The organism is Streptomyces malaysiensis subsp. malaysiensis, assembly GCF_040653035.1.
Classification (GTDB): Bacteria; Actinomycetota; Actinomycetes; order Streptomycetales; family Streptomycetaceae; genus Streptomyces; species Streptomyces malaysiensis.
The window spans coordinates 24,550-40,357 of the sequence record NZ_JBEZNG010000016.1 but is presented as its reverse complement, the minus strand read 5'-3'; the positions used below and the strand labels follow the sequence as shown (position 1 = coordinate 40,357).

General features: G+C 72.4%; 14 protein-coding genes. 7 read left to right on the top strand and 7 right to left on the bottom strand.

The genetic code is table 11. The annotated features are described in order from the left end of the window. Positions 1 to 7: 7 nt before the first annotated feature. The gene (locus AB0E24_RS27995; protein ID WP_359381056.1) at positions 8 to 547 is read right to left on the bottom strand and encodes a hypothetical protein; all 540 of its coding nucleotides are present in this window, start codon (positions 545 to 547) and stop codon (positions 8 to 10) included. 268 nt (positions 548 to 815) lie between these two features. On the opposite strand from AB0E24_RS27995, the gene fmt reads away from it, so the two are divergent. The 3 genes from fmt to AB0E24_RS27980 all read left to right on the top strand — a co-directional run bounded on the left by fmt (position 816) and on the right by AB0E24_RS27980 (position 5,515). Beyond that, positions 816 to 1,748: a methionyl-tRNA formyltransferase gene (fmt, locus tag AB0E24_RS27990; protein ID WP_069869801.1), complete on the top strand. Its 933-nt coding sequence runs from the start codon at positions 816 to 818 to the stop codon at positions 1,746 to 1,748. Positions 1,749 to 1,938: 190 nt separating this feature from the next. Beyond that, entirely contained in the window at positions 1,939 to 3,999 is a 2,061-nt protein-coding gene (locus AB0E24_RS27985; RefSeq protein WP_359381052.1) for an ABC transporter ATP-binding protein, read from the top strand. Positions 4,000 to 4,042: 43 nt separating this feature from the next. Beyond that, on the top strand, positions 4,043 to 5,515 hold the full coding sequence (locus AB0E24_RS27980) for an RsmB/NOP family class I SAM-dependent RNA methyltransferase (protein WP_147967809.1): 1,473 nt from the start codon (positions 4,043 to 4,045) through the stop codon (positions 5,513 to 5,515). Positions 5,516 to 5,599: 84 nt separating this feature from the next. Here AB0E24_RS27980 and AB0E24_RS27975 read toward each other — a convergent pair whose 3' ends face one another. Beyond that, complete coding sequence (locus AB0E24_RS27975) at positions 5,600 to 6,556, bottom strand: serine hydrolase (RefSeq protein WP_251770340.1); 957 nt, start codon at positions 6,554 to 6,556, stop codon at positions 5,600 to 5,602. 150 nt (positions 6,557 to 6,706) lie between these two features. On the opposite strand from AB0E24_RS27975, the gene rpe reads away from it, so the two are divergent. After that, a complete protein-coding gene (rpe, locus tag AB0E24_RS27970; RefSeq protein WP_359381047.1) occupies positions 6,707 to 7,381 on the top strand; it encodes a ribulose-phosphate 3-epimerase in 675 nt (224 codons plus the stop codon). A 135-nt stretch (positions 7,382 to 7,516) separates the two neighbouring features. Beyond that, positions 7,517 to 8,506 (top strand): sugar-binding transcriptional regulator, encoded by a 990-nt coding sequence (locus tag AB0E24_RS27965; RefSeq protein WP_370685063.1) that lies wholly within the window; start codon positions 7,517 to 7,519, stop codon positions 8,504 to 8,506. A gap of 287 nt (positions 8,507 to 8,793) precedes the next feature. Here AB0E24_RS27965 and AB0E24_RS27960 read toward each other — a convergent pair whose 3' ends face one another. The 4 genes from AB0E24_RS27960 to AB0E24_RS27945 form a co-directional block, all read right to left on the bottom strand. Continuing rightward, positions 8,794 to 9,459 carry a dihydrofolate reductase family protein gene (locus AB0E24_RS27960; protein WP_093703503.1) on the bottom strand — a complete coding sequence of 222 codons (666 nt, stop codon included), beginning with the start codon at positions 9,457 to 9,459 and terminating at the stop codon, positions 8,794 to 8,796. Continuing rightward, complete coding sequence (locus tag AB0E24_RS27955) at positions 9,459 to 9,995, bottom strand: SRPBCC family protein (RefSeq protein ID WP_100805605.1); 537 nt, start codon at positions 9,993 to 9,995, stop codon at positions 9,459 to 9,461. Before AB0E24_RS27955 ends, AB0E24_RS27960 begins: the two co-directional genes overlap by 1 nt. After that, positions 9,979 to 10,341, bottom strand: coding sequence for an ArsR/SmtB family transcription factor (locus AB0E24_RS27950; RefSeq protein ID WP_359381042.1), 363 nt, complete (start codon positions 10,339 to 10,341; stop codon positions 9,979 to 9,981). The genes AB0E24_RS27955 and AB0E24_RS27950 overlap by 17 nt, the downstream gene beginning before the upstream one ends. A gap of 161 nt (positions 10,342 to 10,502) precedes the next feature. Then, positions 10,503 to 11,078: a TetR/AcrR family transcriptional regulator gene (locus AB0E24_RS27945; RefSeq protein ID WP_359381038.1), complete on the bottom strand. Its 576-nt coding sequence runs from the start codon at positions 11,076 to 11,078 to the stop codon at positions 10,503 to 10,505. 135 nt (positions 11,079 to 11,213) lie between these two features. Here AB0E24_RS27945 and AB0E24_RS27940 point away from each other — a divergent pair, with 135 nt between their 5' ends. Next, positions 11,214 to 12,416: an FAD-dependent oxidoreductase gene (locus AB0E24_RS27940; protein WP_359381035.1), complete on the top strand. Its 1,203-nt coding sequence runs from the start codon at positions 11,214 to 11,216 to the stop codon at positions 12,414 to 12,416. Positions 12,417 to 12,546: 130 nt separating this feature from the next. On the opposite strand, the gene AB0E24_RS27935 is transcribed toward AB0E24_RS27940, so the two are convergent. Further along, positions 12,547 to 14,016 carry an FG-GAP-like repeat-containing protein gene (locus AB0E24_RS27935; RefSeq protein ID WP_359381032.1) on the bottom strand — a complete coding sequence of 490 codons (1,470 nt, stop codon included), beginning with the start codon at positions 14,014 to 14,016 and terminating at the stop codon, positions 12,547 to 12,549. Between the two features lie 322 nt (positions 14,017 to 14,338). On the opposite strand from AB0E24_RS27935, the gene AB0E24_RS27930 reads away from it, so the two are divergent. Beyond that, entirely contained in the window at positions 14,339 to 15,802 is a 1,464-nt protein-coding gene (locus AB0E24_RS27930) for a GuaB1 family IMP dehydrogenase-related protein (RefSeq protein ID WP_093705311.1), read from the top strand. Positions 15,803 to 15,808 lie beyond the last annotated feature (6 nt).

Genomic DNA, 15,808 nt, shown 5'->3' with positions numbered 1-15,808 from the left:
GCGTTGCCTACCCGTGGCGGGGGCTGGGGAAGGCGCTGGGGCGGGGGTCCTCGCGGAGGTTGGGTCGAGGGTCCTCGCGGAGGGACGGCGGTGTCGGCTGCGGCGGGGCCGTGCGTGCGGCGGGCACCGAGGGCACGGAGGCGGACTCGGCCGGGCGGCCCGTGGAGGGTTCGCCGCCCTCGGACGCGCTCTGCGCGGCGGCCCGGCGGGCGCCGTAACGGCGGTGCACCGCCTGCTTGGTGACGCCGAGCGCCGAGCCCACCGCGTCCCATGAGAAGCCGAGCGAGCGGTCGAAGTCGACCGCGGCCGTGACCAGCGTCTCGACGCTGTCCCGCAGCTCCTGGGCGAGCCGCACGGTGGGGGCCGGGGCGCGTCCGTAGACCACGAAACCGGCGGACGGGCCGGTGCGACGGGGGCGGTAGACATTGCCGAGCTGGGCGGTGAGCGTGCGCAGCGCGTCCACCTGCCGGCGGACCCGCTCGATGTCCCGGACCAGGAGGTGCAGGCTGGCCCGTGCCTGGGCGTCATGAGTTGCGTGGTCGGCCATGTACAAGCCTCTCGAACCGGCGTTGACGGGGATGGGGTGGTTGGGGGAGGGAGCGGGGAAGCGGGGGGGACGGCGGGAAACGCATCGGGCCGCGGCAGCGGCCCGATGCGGTCAATCTGCCTTGACCAACGCGGCACCCGCCCGTCGGTCACGGTCCGGGGCGTGCGGGAGTCCGCTCGTACGCCCCCTCGCCCGGCGGACCATAGACTTCAGGCGCGGTTTCCGCTGTTTCCGCCGTACCCGCTGTGTGAGAGGTAGTTCGCCACCCATGAGGCTCGTCTTCGCCGGTACCCCCGAGGTCGCCCTGCCCGCTCTGGACGCGCTGATCGCGTCGGAGAAGCACGAGGTGGTGGCCGTGGTGACCCGTCCCGACGCGCCCGCCGGGCGCGGTCGCCGCCTCGTGGCCAGCCCGGTCGCCGAGCGGGCCGAGGAGGCGGGTATCGAGGTGCTCAAGCCGGGCAAGCCGCGTGAGCCGGAGTTCCTCGCCCGGCTCGCCGAGATCGCCCCGGACTGCTGCCCGGTGGTGGCCTACGGCGCGCTGCTGCCCAAGTCCGCGCTGGAGATCCCCGCGCACGGCTGGGTCAATCTGCACTTCTCGCTGCTCCCGGCATGGCGGGGCGCGGCACCCGTACAGCACGCCGTGCTCGCGGGCGACGAGATGACCGGCGCCTCGACCTTCCAGATCGAGGAAGGGCTGGACTCCGGGCCGGTGTTCGGGGTGGTGACCGAGGAGGTGCGGGCCACCGACACCAGTGGCGATCTGCTGACCCGGCTCGCCTTCGCCGGTGCCGGACTGCTCGAGGCGACGATGGACGGCATCGAGAACGGCACCCTGAACCCGGTGCCGCAGCCGGCCGAGGGCATCTCGCTCGCCCCGAAGATCACCGTCGAGGACGCGGAGATCGACTGGACGGCGCCCGCGCTGCGCGTCGACCGGCTGGTGCGGGCGTGCACCCCCGCCCCGGGCGCGTGGACCACCTTCCGGGGGGAGCGGCTGAAGGTCGTCTCGGCGCGGCCGGTGGCGGACCGTACGGATCTGGCGCCCGGCGCGCTGGCCGCGACCAAGAAGGCCGTGTACGTGGGCACCGGCAGCCATGCCGTCGAGCTGACCTGGGTGCGGCCGCAGGGCAAGAAGCCGATGCTCGCGGCGGATTGGGCGCGCGGGGTGCGGATCGCGGAGGGCGAGCAGCTCGGGGGCTGAACGGGGGTGACGTCTCAGCCTGCCGAAAGCCGGGCCGCCGAGCCACCGGGCCACCGAGCCACCGGGCCACCGGGCCGGAAGGCGGGCAAACCGGGTCGAATGGCGGGTGCCGGGCGCGCCGGGGCAGGCCAATGTTGACTTCAACCTAGGTTAAAGTCTTACGTTCCTCACGAGACCTCGGAGGTACGTGATGGACATGGAAGTGACCGCCTGGCATTCCCTGTATCAGGCGTCCAATGCCAACGACGATCGGCGGCCCTTCTCCCGCGAGACACTGCGCCGCATCGGCGCCTTCGCTCGTCCGCACCGTCGTCGGCTGCTGCTGTTCCTGGTGCTGAGCACGGTCACGGCGGTGCTCGCGGTGGCCACACCGCTGCTGGCGGGCCGGGTGGTGGACGCGATCGTCCACCGTTCGGGACAGGGCACGGTGCTCGGGCTGGCCGGGCTCATCGCCGCGATCGCCGTGGCGGAGGCGGCCATCGGGCTGCTGACCCGCTGGCTTTCGGCGAACATCGGCGAGGGGCTGATCCTCGATCTACGTACCGCCGTCTTCGACCACGTCCAGCGGATGCCGGTGGCGTTCTTCACCAGGACCCGCACCGGTGCGCTGGTCAGCAGGCTCAACAACGACGTCATCGGCGCGCAGCGGGCGTTCAGCGACACCCTCTCCGGGGTGGTGAGCAATCTGGTGACACTGCTGCTCACCCTCGTCGTCATGATCGGGATCTCCTGGCAGATCACCCTGGTCACGCTGCTGCTCCTGCCCCTTTTCCTGCTGCCCGCGCGCCGCGTGGGCGGACGGCTGGCGAAGCTGCGGCGCGAGGCGGCCACGCACAACGCCGCGATGAGCACCCAGATGACCGAGCGCTTCTCCGCGCCCGGGGCGACCCTGGTCAAGCTCTTCGGGCGGCCCGCCGACGAGTCCGCCGAGTTCGCCGCGCGGACCCGGCGGGTGCGGGACATCGGGGTACGGACCGCGATGGTCCAGGTCTCCTTCGTGACCGCCCTGACTCTCGTCTCCGCCCTGGCCCTCGCCCTGGTCTACGGCCTCGGCGGCTGGTTCGCGCTGCACGGGCGGCTCGACCCCGGCGCCGTCGTGGCGCTCGCGCTGCTCCTCACCCGGCTGTACGCGCCGCTTACCGCGCTGGCCGGGGCGCGGGTCGAGGTCATGAGCGCGCTCGTCAGCTTCGAGCGGGTCTTCGAGGTGCTCGACCTGGAGCCGCTGATCACCGAGAAGCCGGACGCCCGGGAGGTCCCGGAGGGGCCGGTGGCCGTGGAGTTCGACCGGGTGGACTTCGGCTACCCGGCCGCGGACAAGGTCTCCCTCGCCTCCCTGGAGGAGGTCGCCACCCTGGACACCCGTGGTGGCGTGCAGGTCCTGCACCAGGTGTCCTTCCGCGCCGAACCGGGCCAGATGGTCGCGCTGGTGGGCTCCTCCGGCGCCGGGAAGTCGACCATCGCACAGCTGCTGCCGAGGCTCTACGACGCCGACGGCGGCGCCGTACGGCTCGCCGGGGTGGACGTCCGCGATCTGACCGCCGAGTCGATCCGCGCCACCCTCGGCATGGTCACCCAGGATGGCCATCTCTTCCATGACTCGATCCGCGCCAATCTGCTGCTGGCGCGGCCGGAGGCCACCGACGAGGAGCTGTGGGAAGTGCTGCGCCGGGCCCGGCTGGAGGGGCTGATCGCGGCCCTGCCGGACGGTCTTGAGACCGTCGTGGGGGAGCGCGGCTACCGGCTCTCCGGCGGTGAGCGCCAGCGGCTGACCATCGCCCGGCTGCTGCTGGCCCGGCCCCGGGTGGTGCTCCTCGACGAGGCCACCGCGCATCTGGACTCCACCTCGGAGGCGGATGTGCAGGAGGCGCTCGCCGAGGCGCTGGACGGGCGCACCGCGGTGGTGATCGCCCACCGGCTGTCCACGGTCCGGGCCGCGGATCTCATTCTCGTGGTCGAGGGCGGGCGGATCGTGGAACGCGGTACGCACACCGCGCTGCTGGCCGCCGGAGGCCGCTACGAGGAGCTGTACCGCACCCAGTTCGAGCAGCCGGCGGCGATGGGCGACGGATTCGCCGTGAACGGAGCGAGCGCCGCCGGTACGGACGCGAAGGTGACGGCCGTTCCGCCCACGGCCCTGGACGGGACGGCCGTGGATGGGACGGCCCTGGAGGGGACCGGCGTGGATGGAACGGCTGTGGACGGCACCGCCCTGGGCGGCGGTCCCACGACCGCCGAGGCCCCGGCGACGTAGGCTGTTTCCTTCAGCCCGATCCATCCCCCGGAGCACATTTCCCGTGACCGACCAGCCCCGTCGTCGCCGTCCCCACGCCCCGAACCGGCCAGGCAAGCCCTACCGCCGTCCGCAGAAGGACCCCGTGCGGATCCTCGCCTTCGAGGCGCTGCGGGCGGTCGACGAACGGGACGCGTACGCCAACCTCGTTCTCCCGCCCCTGCTCCGCAAGGCGCGGGAGAGCGCGGAGGCGGGCAGCGGGCCGCGGTTCGACGCCCGGGACGCGGCGCTCGCCACCGAGCTGGTCTACGGCACCCTGCGCCACCAGGGCACCTACGACGCGATCATCGCCGAATGCGTGGACCGCCCGCTGCGCGAGGTGGACCCGCCGGTGCTCGATGTGCTGAACCTCGGCGCCCACCAGCTGCTGGGGACCCGTATCCCCACGCACGCCGCCGTCTCCGCGAGCGTCGAGCTGGCCCGGGTGGTGCTGGGCGACGGACGCGCCAAGTTCGTCAACGCCGTGCTGCGCAGGATCGCCGCGCATGACCTGGACGGCTGGCTGGAGCGGGTCGCCCCGCCCTACGACGAGGACCCCGAGGAGTATCTGGGCGTCCGCCACTCGCATCCGCGCTGGGTCGTCTCCGCACTGTGGGACGCGCTCGGCGGCGGCAGCGCCGGTATGGAGGAGCTGCTGGCCGCCGACAACGAGCGGCCCGAGGTCACCCTCGTCGCCCGGCCCGGCCGGTCCACGCCCGGCGAGCTGCTGGACGCGGTCGGCGAAGGGTCCGCGGTGCCGGGCCGCTGGTCGCCGTACGCGGTGCGGCTCACCGAGGGCGGGGAGCCCGGGGCGCTGGAGGCGGTGCGCGAGGGGCGGGCCGGGGTGCAGGACGAGGGCAGCCAGCTGGTGGCCATCGCGCTGGCCAACGCCCCGCTGGAGGGGGCGGATCGGCGCTGGCTGGACGGCTGCGCGGGCCCCGGTGGCAAGGCCGCCCTGCTCGCCGCGCTCGCCGCGGAGCGCGGCGCCTCGCTGCTGGCCGCCGAGAAGCAGCCGCACCGGGCCCGGTTGGTGGCCAGGGCCCTGGCGGGCAACCCCGGCCCGTACCAGGTGATCGCCGCGGACGGCACCCGGCCGCCGTGGCGGCCCGGCGGTTTCGACCGGGTGCTGGTGGATGTGCCGTGCACCGGGCTCGGCGCGCTGCGCCGCCGCCCCGAGGCGCGCTGGCGGCGCCGCCCCGAGGACCTCGAAGGATTCGCCCCGCTCCAGCGCGGGCTGCTGCGCGAGGCACTGGCCTCGGCGCGGATCGGCGGGGTGGTCGGCTATGCGACCTGCTCCCCGCATCCGGCCGAGACCAGGGCCGTGGTCGAGGACGTCCTCAAGGGGCGTGGCGGCCCGGCCGTATCGGCGGAGTGGATAGACGCCCGTCCGCTGCTGCCCGGACTGCCCGAGCTGGGCGAAGGACCCGACATCCAGCTGTGGCCGCACCGGCACGGTACGGACGCCATGTATCTGGCCCTGCTGCGCCGCACGGGCTGACGGCTGCCCGTCCACGACCGGGCCGTCCTGTCCACGACCGGCCGTTCTGCCAATGGCCGCCGGCCCCGTCCGCGACCCGTCGCCTCATTCCTTCGGGATCGCCGGAAGCGCTTCCTGGGGCCGGTCGGTCGGGGTGTAGAGCGTCTCGGCGAGTGCGGTGGGGTTGAGGTCCCTGTGCACCGCGCGCGCCACCGCCTCGATGGTGGCCACGCCCGCCTTCATGGTGCGGTTGTCCTGGGTGAGCACGGTGAGCGTGTAGTCGTGGCCGTCGCCGGTGAAGGCGCCGATGCTGTGCACCCGCCAGCCGTGTGTGGACCGCTCCAGCCAGCCGTTCTTCACATGGATCTGCACACCGCGCGGGGCACCGGCCGGGGTGCCCCAGCGCTGTTCGCGGATGACCTTGCCCATCAACGTGAGGACGCATGAGCGGGAGGCGTCGGTCAGCACCGTGTTGGGGTGGGTGATCAGGTCCAGGAGCCGCTCCTGGTCGTTCGCGGTGATCCGGGTGAGGCCCCAGTAGCCGTTCTTGCCGGGCACGGTGGCGTCCATCCCCGCCGCCCGCAGGAACGCCTTGACCCGGGAGGGTTTGAGCTGCTTCCAGAGCTTGCTGGTCGAGGCGTTGTCCGACTTGGTGATCATGGCCGTGGCGAGGGTCTTCTCGCGCTTGGTCAGCGCCCGGTGATGCCGTTGCGCGTCCCACAGCAGCGTGCTCAGGACCGTCACCTTCACCACGCTCGCGGAGTCGAACCTCTGGTTCGCGCGCAGGGTGCAGCGGGTGTGGGTGGCGTCGTCGCGAAGGCTGATCGCGACGGTGCCGGACCGGCCGCGCAGCGCGCCGACGATGTCCTTGGACAGCTTGTCGGCCAGTCCGGACTGATGCGAGACGCAGACCGGCCGCGGCGCCGTGGCGACCGGCCGCGGCGCCATGGCCGCGGCGGAGGCGGGCCCGGCCACGGCGACCGGTGTGACGACGACGGCCGCTGTGAGCGCCGCGCACACCGCGGTGCGGCGGGGGAGCCGGGGTATTCGATCTCTCGTCATGGTGGGTTGCCTGTGTGCTCGACCATTCTCATGATCTCGTCTCCCCCGGCGTCCGTCGATCGGAGGGGGATTCGGCGATCACGGCGGTCGGTGGCCTCCGTCATGATCCCGGCTCCATGGACCGGCACCGAGCGTGGGAGGCTTGGAGCCATGGCCCTCCAGATCAATCCGAGCATCCTGTCCGCCGACTTCTCCCGCCTGGCGGACGAGGCGAAGGCGGTCGAAGGCGCCGACTGGCTCCACGTCGACGTCATGGACAACCACTTCGTCCCCAACCTCACCCTCGGTGTTCCGGTGGTCGAGTCGCTGAGCAGAGCCACGGAGACGCCGCTGGACTGCCATCTCATGATCGAGGACCCGGACCGCTGGGCGCCGCAGTACATCGAGGCGGGCGCCGGTTCCGTCACCTTCCATGTGGAGGCCGCGGCCGCGCCGGTCCGGCTGGCGCGCGAGATCCGGGCCAAGGGCGCACGGGCCTCGATGGCGCTCAAGCCGGCCACGCCCATCGAGCCGTACGAGGATCTGCTGCCCGAGCTGGACATGCTGCTGGTGATGACCGTGGAGCCCGGCTTCGGCGGCCAGGCGTTCCTGGACATCATGCTGCCGAAGATCCGCCGCACCCGGCAGCTCATCGAGAAGCACGGTCTGGAGCTGTGGCTCCAGGTGGACGGCGGGGTCTCGGCCGACACCATCGAGCGGTGCGCCGAGGCGGGCGCCGATGTGTTCGTGGCGGGCTCGGCCGTCTACGGCGCCGAGGACCCGGCCAAGGCCGTACGGGAGCTGCGCCGTCTCGCGGAGAAGGCGACCGGCGCCCCCGGAACGTGAGACCAGACCGCTACCGGTCGGTGAACTCAAGGGTGAAGGCCAAACCAACTCCGCCGTTTCTGACAGGATGAACGGTGAGTCCGGACCATGAATAGTGAGGAGACCGCGGTGTCGACGGGCCGTTCAGCCACGCGGATGGGACCCGCCGAACTGGTGCAGGCGGCGGCCATGGCGCGCCGCTTCTACCTCGAGGGCAAGTCCAAGATCCAGATCGCCGAGGAGTTCGGCGTCAGCCGCTTCAAGGTCGCGCGGGTGCTGGAGACGGCGCTCGAGCGCGATCTGGTGCGCATCGAGATCCGGGTTCCCGCCGAGCTCGACGCGGAGCGCTCCGACGCGCTGCGCGCCCGCTACGGGCTGCGCCACGCGGTCGTCGTGGAGTCCCCGGCCGACGCCGAGGCGGACACCCCGGACCCGGAGAACCTCGGCGAGGTCGCCGCGGATCTGCTGGGCGAGCTGGTGACCGAGGGGGATGTGCTGGGGCTGGCCTGGGGACGGTCCACGATCCATATGGCGGCCGCGCTGCACCGGCTGCCCCCGTGCACCGTCGTCCAGCTCACGGGCGTGTACGACGCGGGCACGGCGGAGCGTGGCTCGGTCGAGGCGGTGCGCCGCGCGGCCGCCGTCTCGGGCGGTGAGGCGCATCCCATCTACGCGCCGATGCTGCTGCCGGACACGGCCACCGCGGACGCCCTGCGCGGCCAGACCGGTATCGCCCGCGCCTTCGAGTACTTCGACAAGGTCACCGTGGCCTGTGTCTCCATCGGCTCCTGGGAGGCCGGGATCTCCACGGTCTACGACATGCTGACCGCGGAGGAGCGGGCCCACTACGAGAGCCTGGGCGCCGCCGCCGAGATGTCGGCCCACCTCTTCGACGCCGAGGGCCGCCGCATCGGCCGCGACCTGGGCGAGCGCTGCATCACCGTGGAGGCCGACCGGCTGCGCCGGATCCCCGAGGTGGTGGCCATCGCCGGTGGCCGCCGTAAGGCCGAGGCGATCGGGGCGGTGCTGAGGTCCGGCCTGGTCACCAGCCTGGTCACGGACACCGCCGCCGCGGACTACCTGCTCGCCGAGACCACCCCCGCCGCCCACCCCGCCCTCGACCGCGCGGACCCGGACGGTCCGTAAGGTCCCCGGAACTGGGCGTAAGGCTCCCGGGGCGGGCCGTGAGGCCCCCGGGTGGGCAGTGAACTCCTTGGGGCGCTCCGGAATCCCCCCGGCGGTCCGGGGCGCGGGATCGTCCCTGGCCGGGGGCGACTGACGGGCCCTGCGGGGCCGGAGGCACGGGCCCTGGTCAGGTCCACCGTTCGTTATCGATCCCCGTGGCGCACACGACGGCGGTGAGGGAAGCCCATCCTCCGTGCGCGACCGGGGCCGCGGGGTGGGCGCGGGCGCCGGCCGGTGTGGTGTGCCGGCTACCGCTTTCCGACGGTGTAGGTCAGGTGGGTCACCCGGGATGACGCCTCGCTGCGGGTCTGGTCGAGGGCGAGGCGGGCCGGGTCCACGCGGTCGAACAGGCGGATGCCGGTGCCGAACAGCACGGGCGCGAGCGTGACCGAGAACTCGTCGACCAGGCCGGTGTCCAGGTACTCCTGGATCGTCTCGCCGCCGCCGGCGATGCGGACGTCGCGGTCGCCGGCGGCCTCGCGGGCCTGGGTGAGCGCGCTCTCGATGCCGTCGTTGACGAAATGGAAGGTCGTGCCGCCCGGCCGCTCCCACGGGTCACGCTTCTCATGGGTCACGACGAAGACCGGGGTGTGGAACGGGGCCTCCTCCGGCCATGTCGGCTCGCCGAGGTCGAACATCCGCTTGCCCATGATGCTCGCGCCGGTGCGCTCGTACGTCGCCCGGGCGATGTCGTTGTCGATGCCTTCCTCGCCGCCCTCGCCGAGCTTGAGGTTCTCCCGGAACCACCGCTGCGGGAACGCCCACGCTTGGAGTTCCGCCCACTTCGACATCCAGCGCCTGACGTCCGGGTCGTCCTGCTTCTCGGGCGAGAAGGCGTCCTCGGGCGGCACGGCCTCGGGTGCCATGAAGCCGTCGAGCGACATCGTCACGCTGAAGAACACCTTCCCGGCCATCAGCTCTCCGCTCCGTTCGGGGTGGTCTCGTTCCGGCCGGTGTCGTTCCGGGTGAGTTCGGCGACGTAGGCCGCCAGGTTGCCCAGGGTCTGCTCGCCGCCCTCGATCGCGTGGTACTTCTCCACCGCCTCGTCGCGGAGTTCCTTGGTGGGGAACACCGTGCGCATCACGATCCGGGTCTCGTCGCCGACCGGCTCGAAGGCCAGGACCGACTCGAAGGCGTTGGGGTCGTCGCGGGACTCGCCGTGCAGCAGCGCGATCCGCTCCGGCGGGACGATCTCCCGCCAGGTGATCCACTCCTGGTAGTCGGTCCCGTCCGGCCCGTGCATCACGAAGTCCCAAATCCCGCCGACGCGGAACTCGAAGGACCGCGTGGTGGTGGAGAACCCCTCCGGTCCCCACCATCGCGACAGGTGCCGGACCTGCGTATACGCCTCGAACACCAGCTCCCGTGGGGCGCTGATGGTCCGGGAGATCACGATCTCGCGGTCCGCGGTCGGGTGTTCGGACCCGCCGCCGCTACTGGTCGTCGTCATCGAGTGGTTCCTCCTGCCTTGCCTGTTTCAGGTCCTGCACATACTCGTCCAGCCGGTCGAAGCTGCCGCTCCAGAACCGCTCGAAGCCGCCCAGCCACTCGTGGACCGGCCGCAGCCCGCGGGCGTCCAGGCCGTACAGCCGCTGCTTGCCCGCCCCGCGGGCCCGCACCAGCCCGACCTCCCGGAGCACCCGCAGGTGCTTGGACGCCTGCGGCTGGCTCATCCCCAGATCCCGCGCCAGCTCGGTAACGGGCCGCTCGCCGCCCCGCAGCAGGACCAGGATCTCCCGCCGCTGCGGTTCGGCTATCGCGTTGAACGCGTCCGAGGTCGTCGCCGCTCGTGCCATGGCCTCATCATATGCCTATATCGGCATGCGTCAACGGCTGCCTGGTCGGCGACCGGCTCGGGCCGGTCCGGCTTGCCGCCGCGTTCAATCGCGGATAGAGGCGGATAGAGGGAGCCGTACGTCCTGCGGTGCCGGTGTGGCACCCGGGTGCTGACGCCGGGTCAGTCCGCTCGGGCGCCGGTCCAGCCGTTGCCGAGCAGGTCGAAGACCCGGTCGAGGGCGGTGTCGGGGTCGCGGGACCCGCGGACGAGAACGGGCGCCTCCAGGGCGAAGTGGGCCAGCGCCCGGCAGCCCGGGTCGTCGGCGGGCAGTCCGGCGTCGTCGGCGATCGCCGCGGCCAGGACGTACTCGTGCCGCAGCCACATCCGGCGGGCGTACTCACGCAGTGCCGGAGTGGTGTCGATCAGCCGCAGGAAGTCGTCGAACCGGGGGTCGGCGTGGACCCGCCGGGAGTGTTCGCCCAGCAGCATCCGGTGCAGGGCCTGCGGGACGGACTGGCCTGTGGGGCGCTCGCGGACCGCTGCGACCAGGGCCGCCTCGCGGTCCACGTCCTGGTCGAAGACCAGCGCCTCCTTGCCGTCGGGGAAGTGCTTGAAGAGCGTCGTCACCGACACGTCGGCCGCGTCGGCGATCTCGCGCACCCCGACCTCGTCGTAGCCCCGCTCGGTGAACAGCCGCAGTGCCGCGTCCGCGAGGGCCTGGCGGGTGGCTGCCTTCTTACGCTCTCGGCGCCCCATCTCGGTCACCCGGTCACCTTACCGCGTTCATGGATCGAATCAGAAAGTTGAGCTGTTACGCTTTTTTAGCGGTTACACCTAGACGGGTGCTGTCGCGACCCGTTCGCGATCCGCGCCCCCGAAAGGAAGGTCTCCATGACGAACAGCACCCCCCGGATCTGTGTGGTCGGCGCCGGGCCCGCCGGCCTGACCTGCGCCCGCGTCCTGCAAGGGAACGGCATCGGGGTCACCGTGTACGACGCCGACGACGCCGTGGACTCCCGCGACCCCGGCGGCACGCTCGACCTGCACGCCGACTCCGGACAGATCGCCCTCGCGGACGCCGGGCTGCTCGACGCCTTCATGGCGCAGGCCCGGCCGGAGGGGCAGGCCAAGGCCCGCTGCGACCACCACGGCACGGTCCTGGCGGAGTTCACCCCGGGCCCCGGCGACGAGGCCGCGCCGGAGATCGACCGCGGCCGGCTGCGCCGCCTGCTCTTCGACCACCTGCGGCCCGGCACCGTGCGCTGGGGCCACCGGCTCGTCCGCGCGACCCCGCTCGGCCATGGCGGGCACCGCCTGGAGTTCGAGGGCGGCACCACCGTGGAGGCCGACCTGGTGATCGGCGCCGACGGGGCGTGGTCGAAGGTCCGCCCCCTGGTCAGCGACGCCGCCCCACAGCACCTGGGGGTCTGCTTCCTGGACGCCCGGTTCGACGAGGTCGACTCCCGCCACCCAGAGGTCGCCGGGATCGTCGGCGCCGGCCATATGTTCTCCAACGACAACGACGGCCGCGCGGTGATCCTGCAACGCAACGGCGACGGTGTGGTCCGCGGCTACATCGCGTTCCGCGCCGCACCGGACTGGCACGTCGGGGCCGGTGTGGATCTCACCGACCGGGAGAGCATCCGCTCCCATCTGGTGCGGGAGTTCGGCCACTGGTCCGCGGCCATGCGCGCGCTGATCGTCCGCAACGACGGCGACTACGTGCCGCGGTCCTTCTGGGCGCTGCCCGCCCCGCTCACGTGGGAACACGTCCCCGGGGTCACGCTGATAGGCGACGCGGCCCACCTGATGGCGCCCTTCGGCGGTCACGGCGCCAACCTCGCGATGCTGGACGGTGCGGAACTCGCGCACGCCGTCAGCCGGGCGGCCGGCCTCGACGAGGCGGTCGCCCAGTACGAGTCGGGCATGTTCGCCCGCTCCGGAGAGCTGGCCGTGAGCTCGAACGAGGCCCTGGTGCGGTTCTTCGCCACCACCGACGAGCCGCACCTGCCGCCGGACCCCGAGCAGGAGCACCGGGATTACCTCGCCCGGGCGGAGGCATACCGACAGGAGCGGGCCCGGCGGGCGGGGTGAGCGCACCGGGGCTTGAGCAGGCGCCGATGTAGTGGCCGGTATCACTGACGAGGTGGCCGGTTCCGTTGACCTCCGAGGTGTCGGCCCGTCACCCGGCCGCGGGGGTGGGTACGACGACCGCAGGTCGGACTCAGTGGCTGCTCAGCGGCTTGCCGTACTTCTGAGCCGTGGACAGGTACGGCAGGCCGAGCGTGCGGGGCGAGAAGGCCGTCGAGCCGTCGGCCGAGCCGCTACGGAAGAGCCATGCGGCGCCCAGGGAACCGTTCTCGCCAGGGGATCCGACCGTGACATCCGGTACACCGTCGGCGTTGCCGTCGCCCGAGGCGACCGCCGCGCCGAAGGTGTCGCCCGGCTCGGCGACGCCCGGGACACCGGGCGTGTCCTGGTTCCAGGAGACGGATGTGGCGGCGCCGCCCGCGTCGAGCAGGCCCTGAGCGCTGCCGGAGAGCAGCCAGGCGGCGCCCGCTGCCGCTTTGCTTCCGATGGCCTCGCCAGGAGCGCCCACGATCAGGTCGTCGCGGCCGTCGCGGTTGACATCGGCGACCGCGAGGGCGGCGCCGAAGCGGTCGCCGTCCTCGGCCACGCCCGGGACACCCGCCGTGTCCTGGTTGAGGGTCTGGGTGCGGCTGCCGAACGAGCCGCTCGCGGGGCTTCCGTAGTGGAGGTGGACGCCGCCGCCCTTGGCGAGTTCTTCGGGGCCGCACGGGTCGTCGATGTTCTCGTCGGCGATCTCACGGCACTCGCCGAGCGCCAGGTCGTCGTGGCCGTCGCCGTCGAAGTCGCCGGCGGCCAGGGCGGTCACGCCGGCGTTGTCCGTGTTCCAGAAGTTGGCCATCTCGGACCGGTCGGCGTCCCACTTCCACAGGCGCACATGGGACTGCGTGTTGGGGTTGCCCGCGGTCCAGTACGCCACGGCCAGGTCCGCCGTGCCGTCGCTGTCGAAGTCGCCGGTGGCCAGGACGGGGGCGCGGCCGCCCATGGGCGCGGCGACGACGGTGGTGATCATGCTGTCCTCACCCTGGATGACCCGGGCGACGACCTTGTCCGTGCCGCCGATCACGATCTCCTGGTCGTCGTCGCCGGTCAGCTCGGCGGCCGCGACCGATGCGCCGTACGCGGCCGATGGCGACGGCCCGGTCAGGACCGTCGCCCCAGGTCCCGGCCCGTCCGCCGAGCCGCCTATGGCGATGACCATGCCCGCGTCCGTACCGCGGCCGGTGACGTCCTCGCCGGGGACACCGGCGAGCAGTTCCGCGATGCCGTCGCCGTTGAGGTCCACCAGGGCCACGGAGGCGCCGAAGCGGTCGCCCGCCTCCGGGGTGCCGGGAACCTCGGGAGTGGCCTGGGTGACACGGATGCTTCCGTGGGCGCCGACGCCCTTCGGGCCGCCCCACACGATGTTCACGTATCCGGCCCTGGCCTGGCCGCCGACGGTCCCGTCCGGGACACCGACGGCGAGGTCCGCGTAGCCGTCGCCGTTGAAGTCGCTCGTGACGGTACGGGGTGCGGCGGCGATGGCGCCGGACGGGAACACGAACCCGGCGGTGGCCACGGCGCCGGCTGCGATGGCGTACGTCAGGATGCGGCTACTGCGTGGCACAAAGGCTCCCACTCGGTCGACGGGTGCGGGTCATCTGGTGTGACCGTCGAAGGGCGGAGCTGGTTGTACGGAGTTCACCGGCGGTTGGCGCCGGGTTAACGGTGGGCGGGCCGCCGGAGCGACCGTCAGCGGATGGGCGAGCACCCGACGGGCAGCTCTCGCCTCGCAGGCCGGACAAACGCTCGGGTAACGTTTCGTATAAGGCAGGTCACGGCCCGGCCCGGAGCTTCCGTACCTCCTTGGAGGATTCCATGATCGCCAGGGTCGTTTGCTGGATCTTCCTGGGAGTGACCTGTGTCCCTTCGTGTGAAAATGTAGAAGTATGCATTTCCTTGAGCCCGGCACCGGACGTTACGTAAAGTCATCTCCGGCTCCTTACGACCTGACGTACGACGATGTGTTCATGGTGCCGAGTCGCTCCGCGGTCGGCTCCCGCCAGGGGGTGGACCTGGCCTCGCCCGACGGCACCGGCACCACCATCCCGCTCGTCGTCGCCAACATGACCGCGATAGCCGGCCGCCGGATGGCCGAGACGGTCGCCCGCCGCGGTGGCCTCGTCGTCATCCCGCAGGACATCCCGATCGACGTCGTCACCGATGTGGTCCGCTGGGTCAAGAGCCGCCATCTGGTGCTGGACACCCCGATCGTCCTCGCCCCGACCGGTACCGTCGCCGACGCGCTGTCGCTGCTGCCCAAGCGGGCACACGGCGCGGGTGTGGTGGTCGAGGACGGGCGGCCGGTGGGCGTGGTGGTCGAGTCCGACCTGACCGGGGTGGACCGTTTCACCCAGCTGTCCGAGGTGATGTCGCGCGAGCTGATGGTGCTCGACGCGGACATCGACCCCCAGGAAGCGTTCGGCCGCCTCGACGCCGCCCATCGCAAGCTGGCCCCCGCCGTCGACGCGGACGGCAAGCTGGTCGGCATCCTGACCCGCAAGGGCGCGCTGCGCGCGACGCTCTACAAGCCCGCCGTGGACGGGGCGGGCCGGCTGCGGATCGCGGCCGCCGTCGGGGTCAACGGCGATGTGGAGGGCCGTACGAAGGCGCTCATCGACGCCGGGGCGGACGCCCTCGTCGTGGACACCGCCCACGGCCACCAGGAGTCGATGATCAGCGCGCTCAAGGCGGTCCGGGCCCTGGGCCCGCGGGTGCCGGTGGTGGCGGGCAACGTGGTCTCCGCCGAGGGGGTGCGCGATCTCATCGAGGCCGGTGCGGACATCGTCAAGGTCGGTGTCGGACCGGGCGCCATGTGCACCACGCGGATGATGACCGGCGTGGGCCGGCCGCAGTTCTCCGCGGTGCTGGAATGCGCCGCCGAGGCCCGGAAGTCCGGCAAGCACATCTGGGCGGACGGCGGCGTCAGGCACCCCCGCGACGTCGCCATGGCGCTGGCCGCCGGGGCGTCCAACGTCATGATCGGCTCCTGGTTCGCGGGGACGTACGAGTCGCCCGGCGACCTCCAGCACACCGCAGACGGCCGGCCCTACAAGGAGAGCTTCGGCATGGCGTCGGCGCGCGCGGTGCGCAACCGCACCAGCGAGGAGTCGGCGTACGAGCGGGCCCGCAAGGGGCTGTTCGAGGAGGGCATCTCCACCTCGCGGATGTTCCTCGACCCGGCCCGCCCTGGCGTCGAGGACCTGATCGACTCGATCGTCGCGGGTGTGCGCAGCTCGTGCACCTACGCGGGCGCCGGATCGCTTGAGGAGTTCCACGAGCGGGCCGTGGTGGGCGTCCAGAGCGCCGCGGGCTACGCGGAGGGCCAGCCCCTCCACGCCAGTTGGGACTGAGGCCGC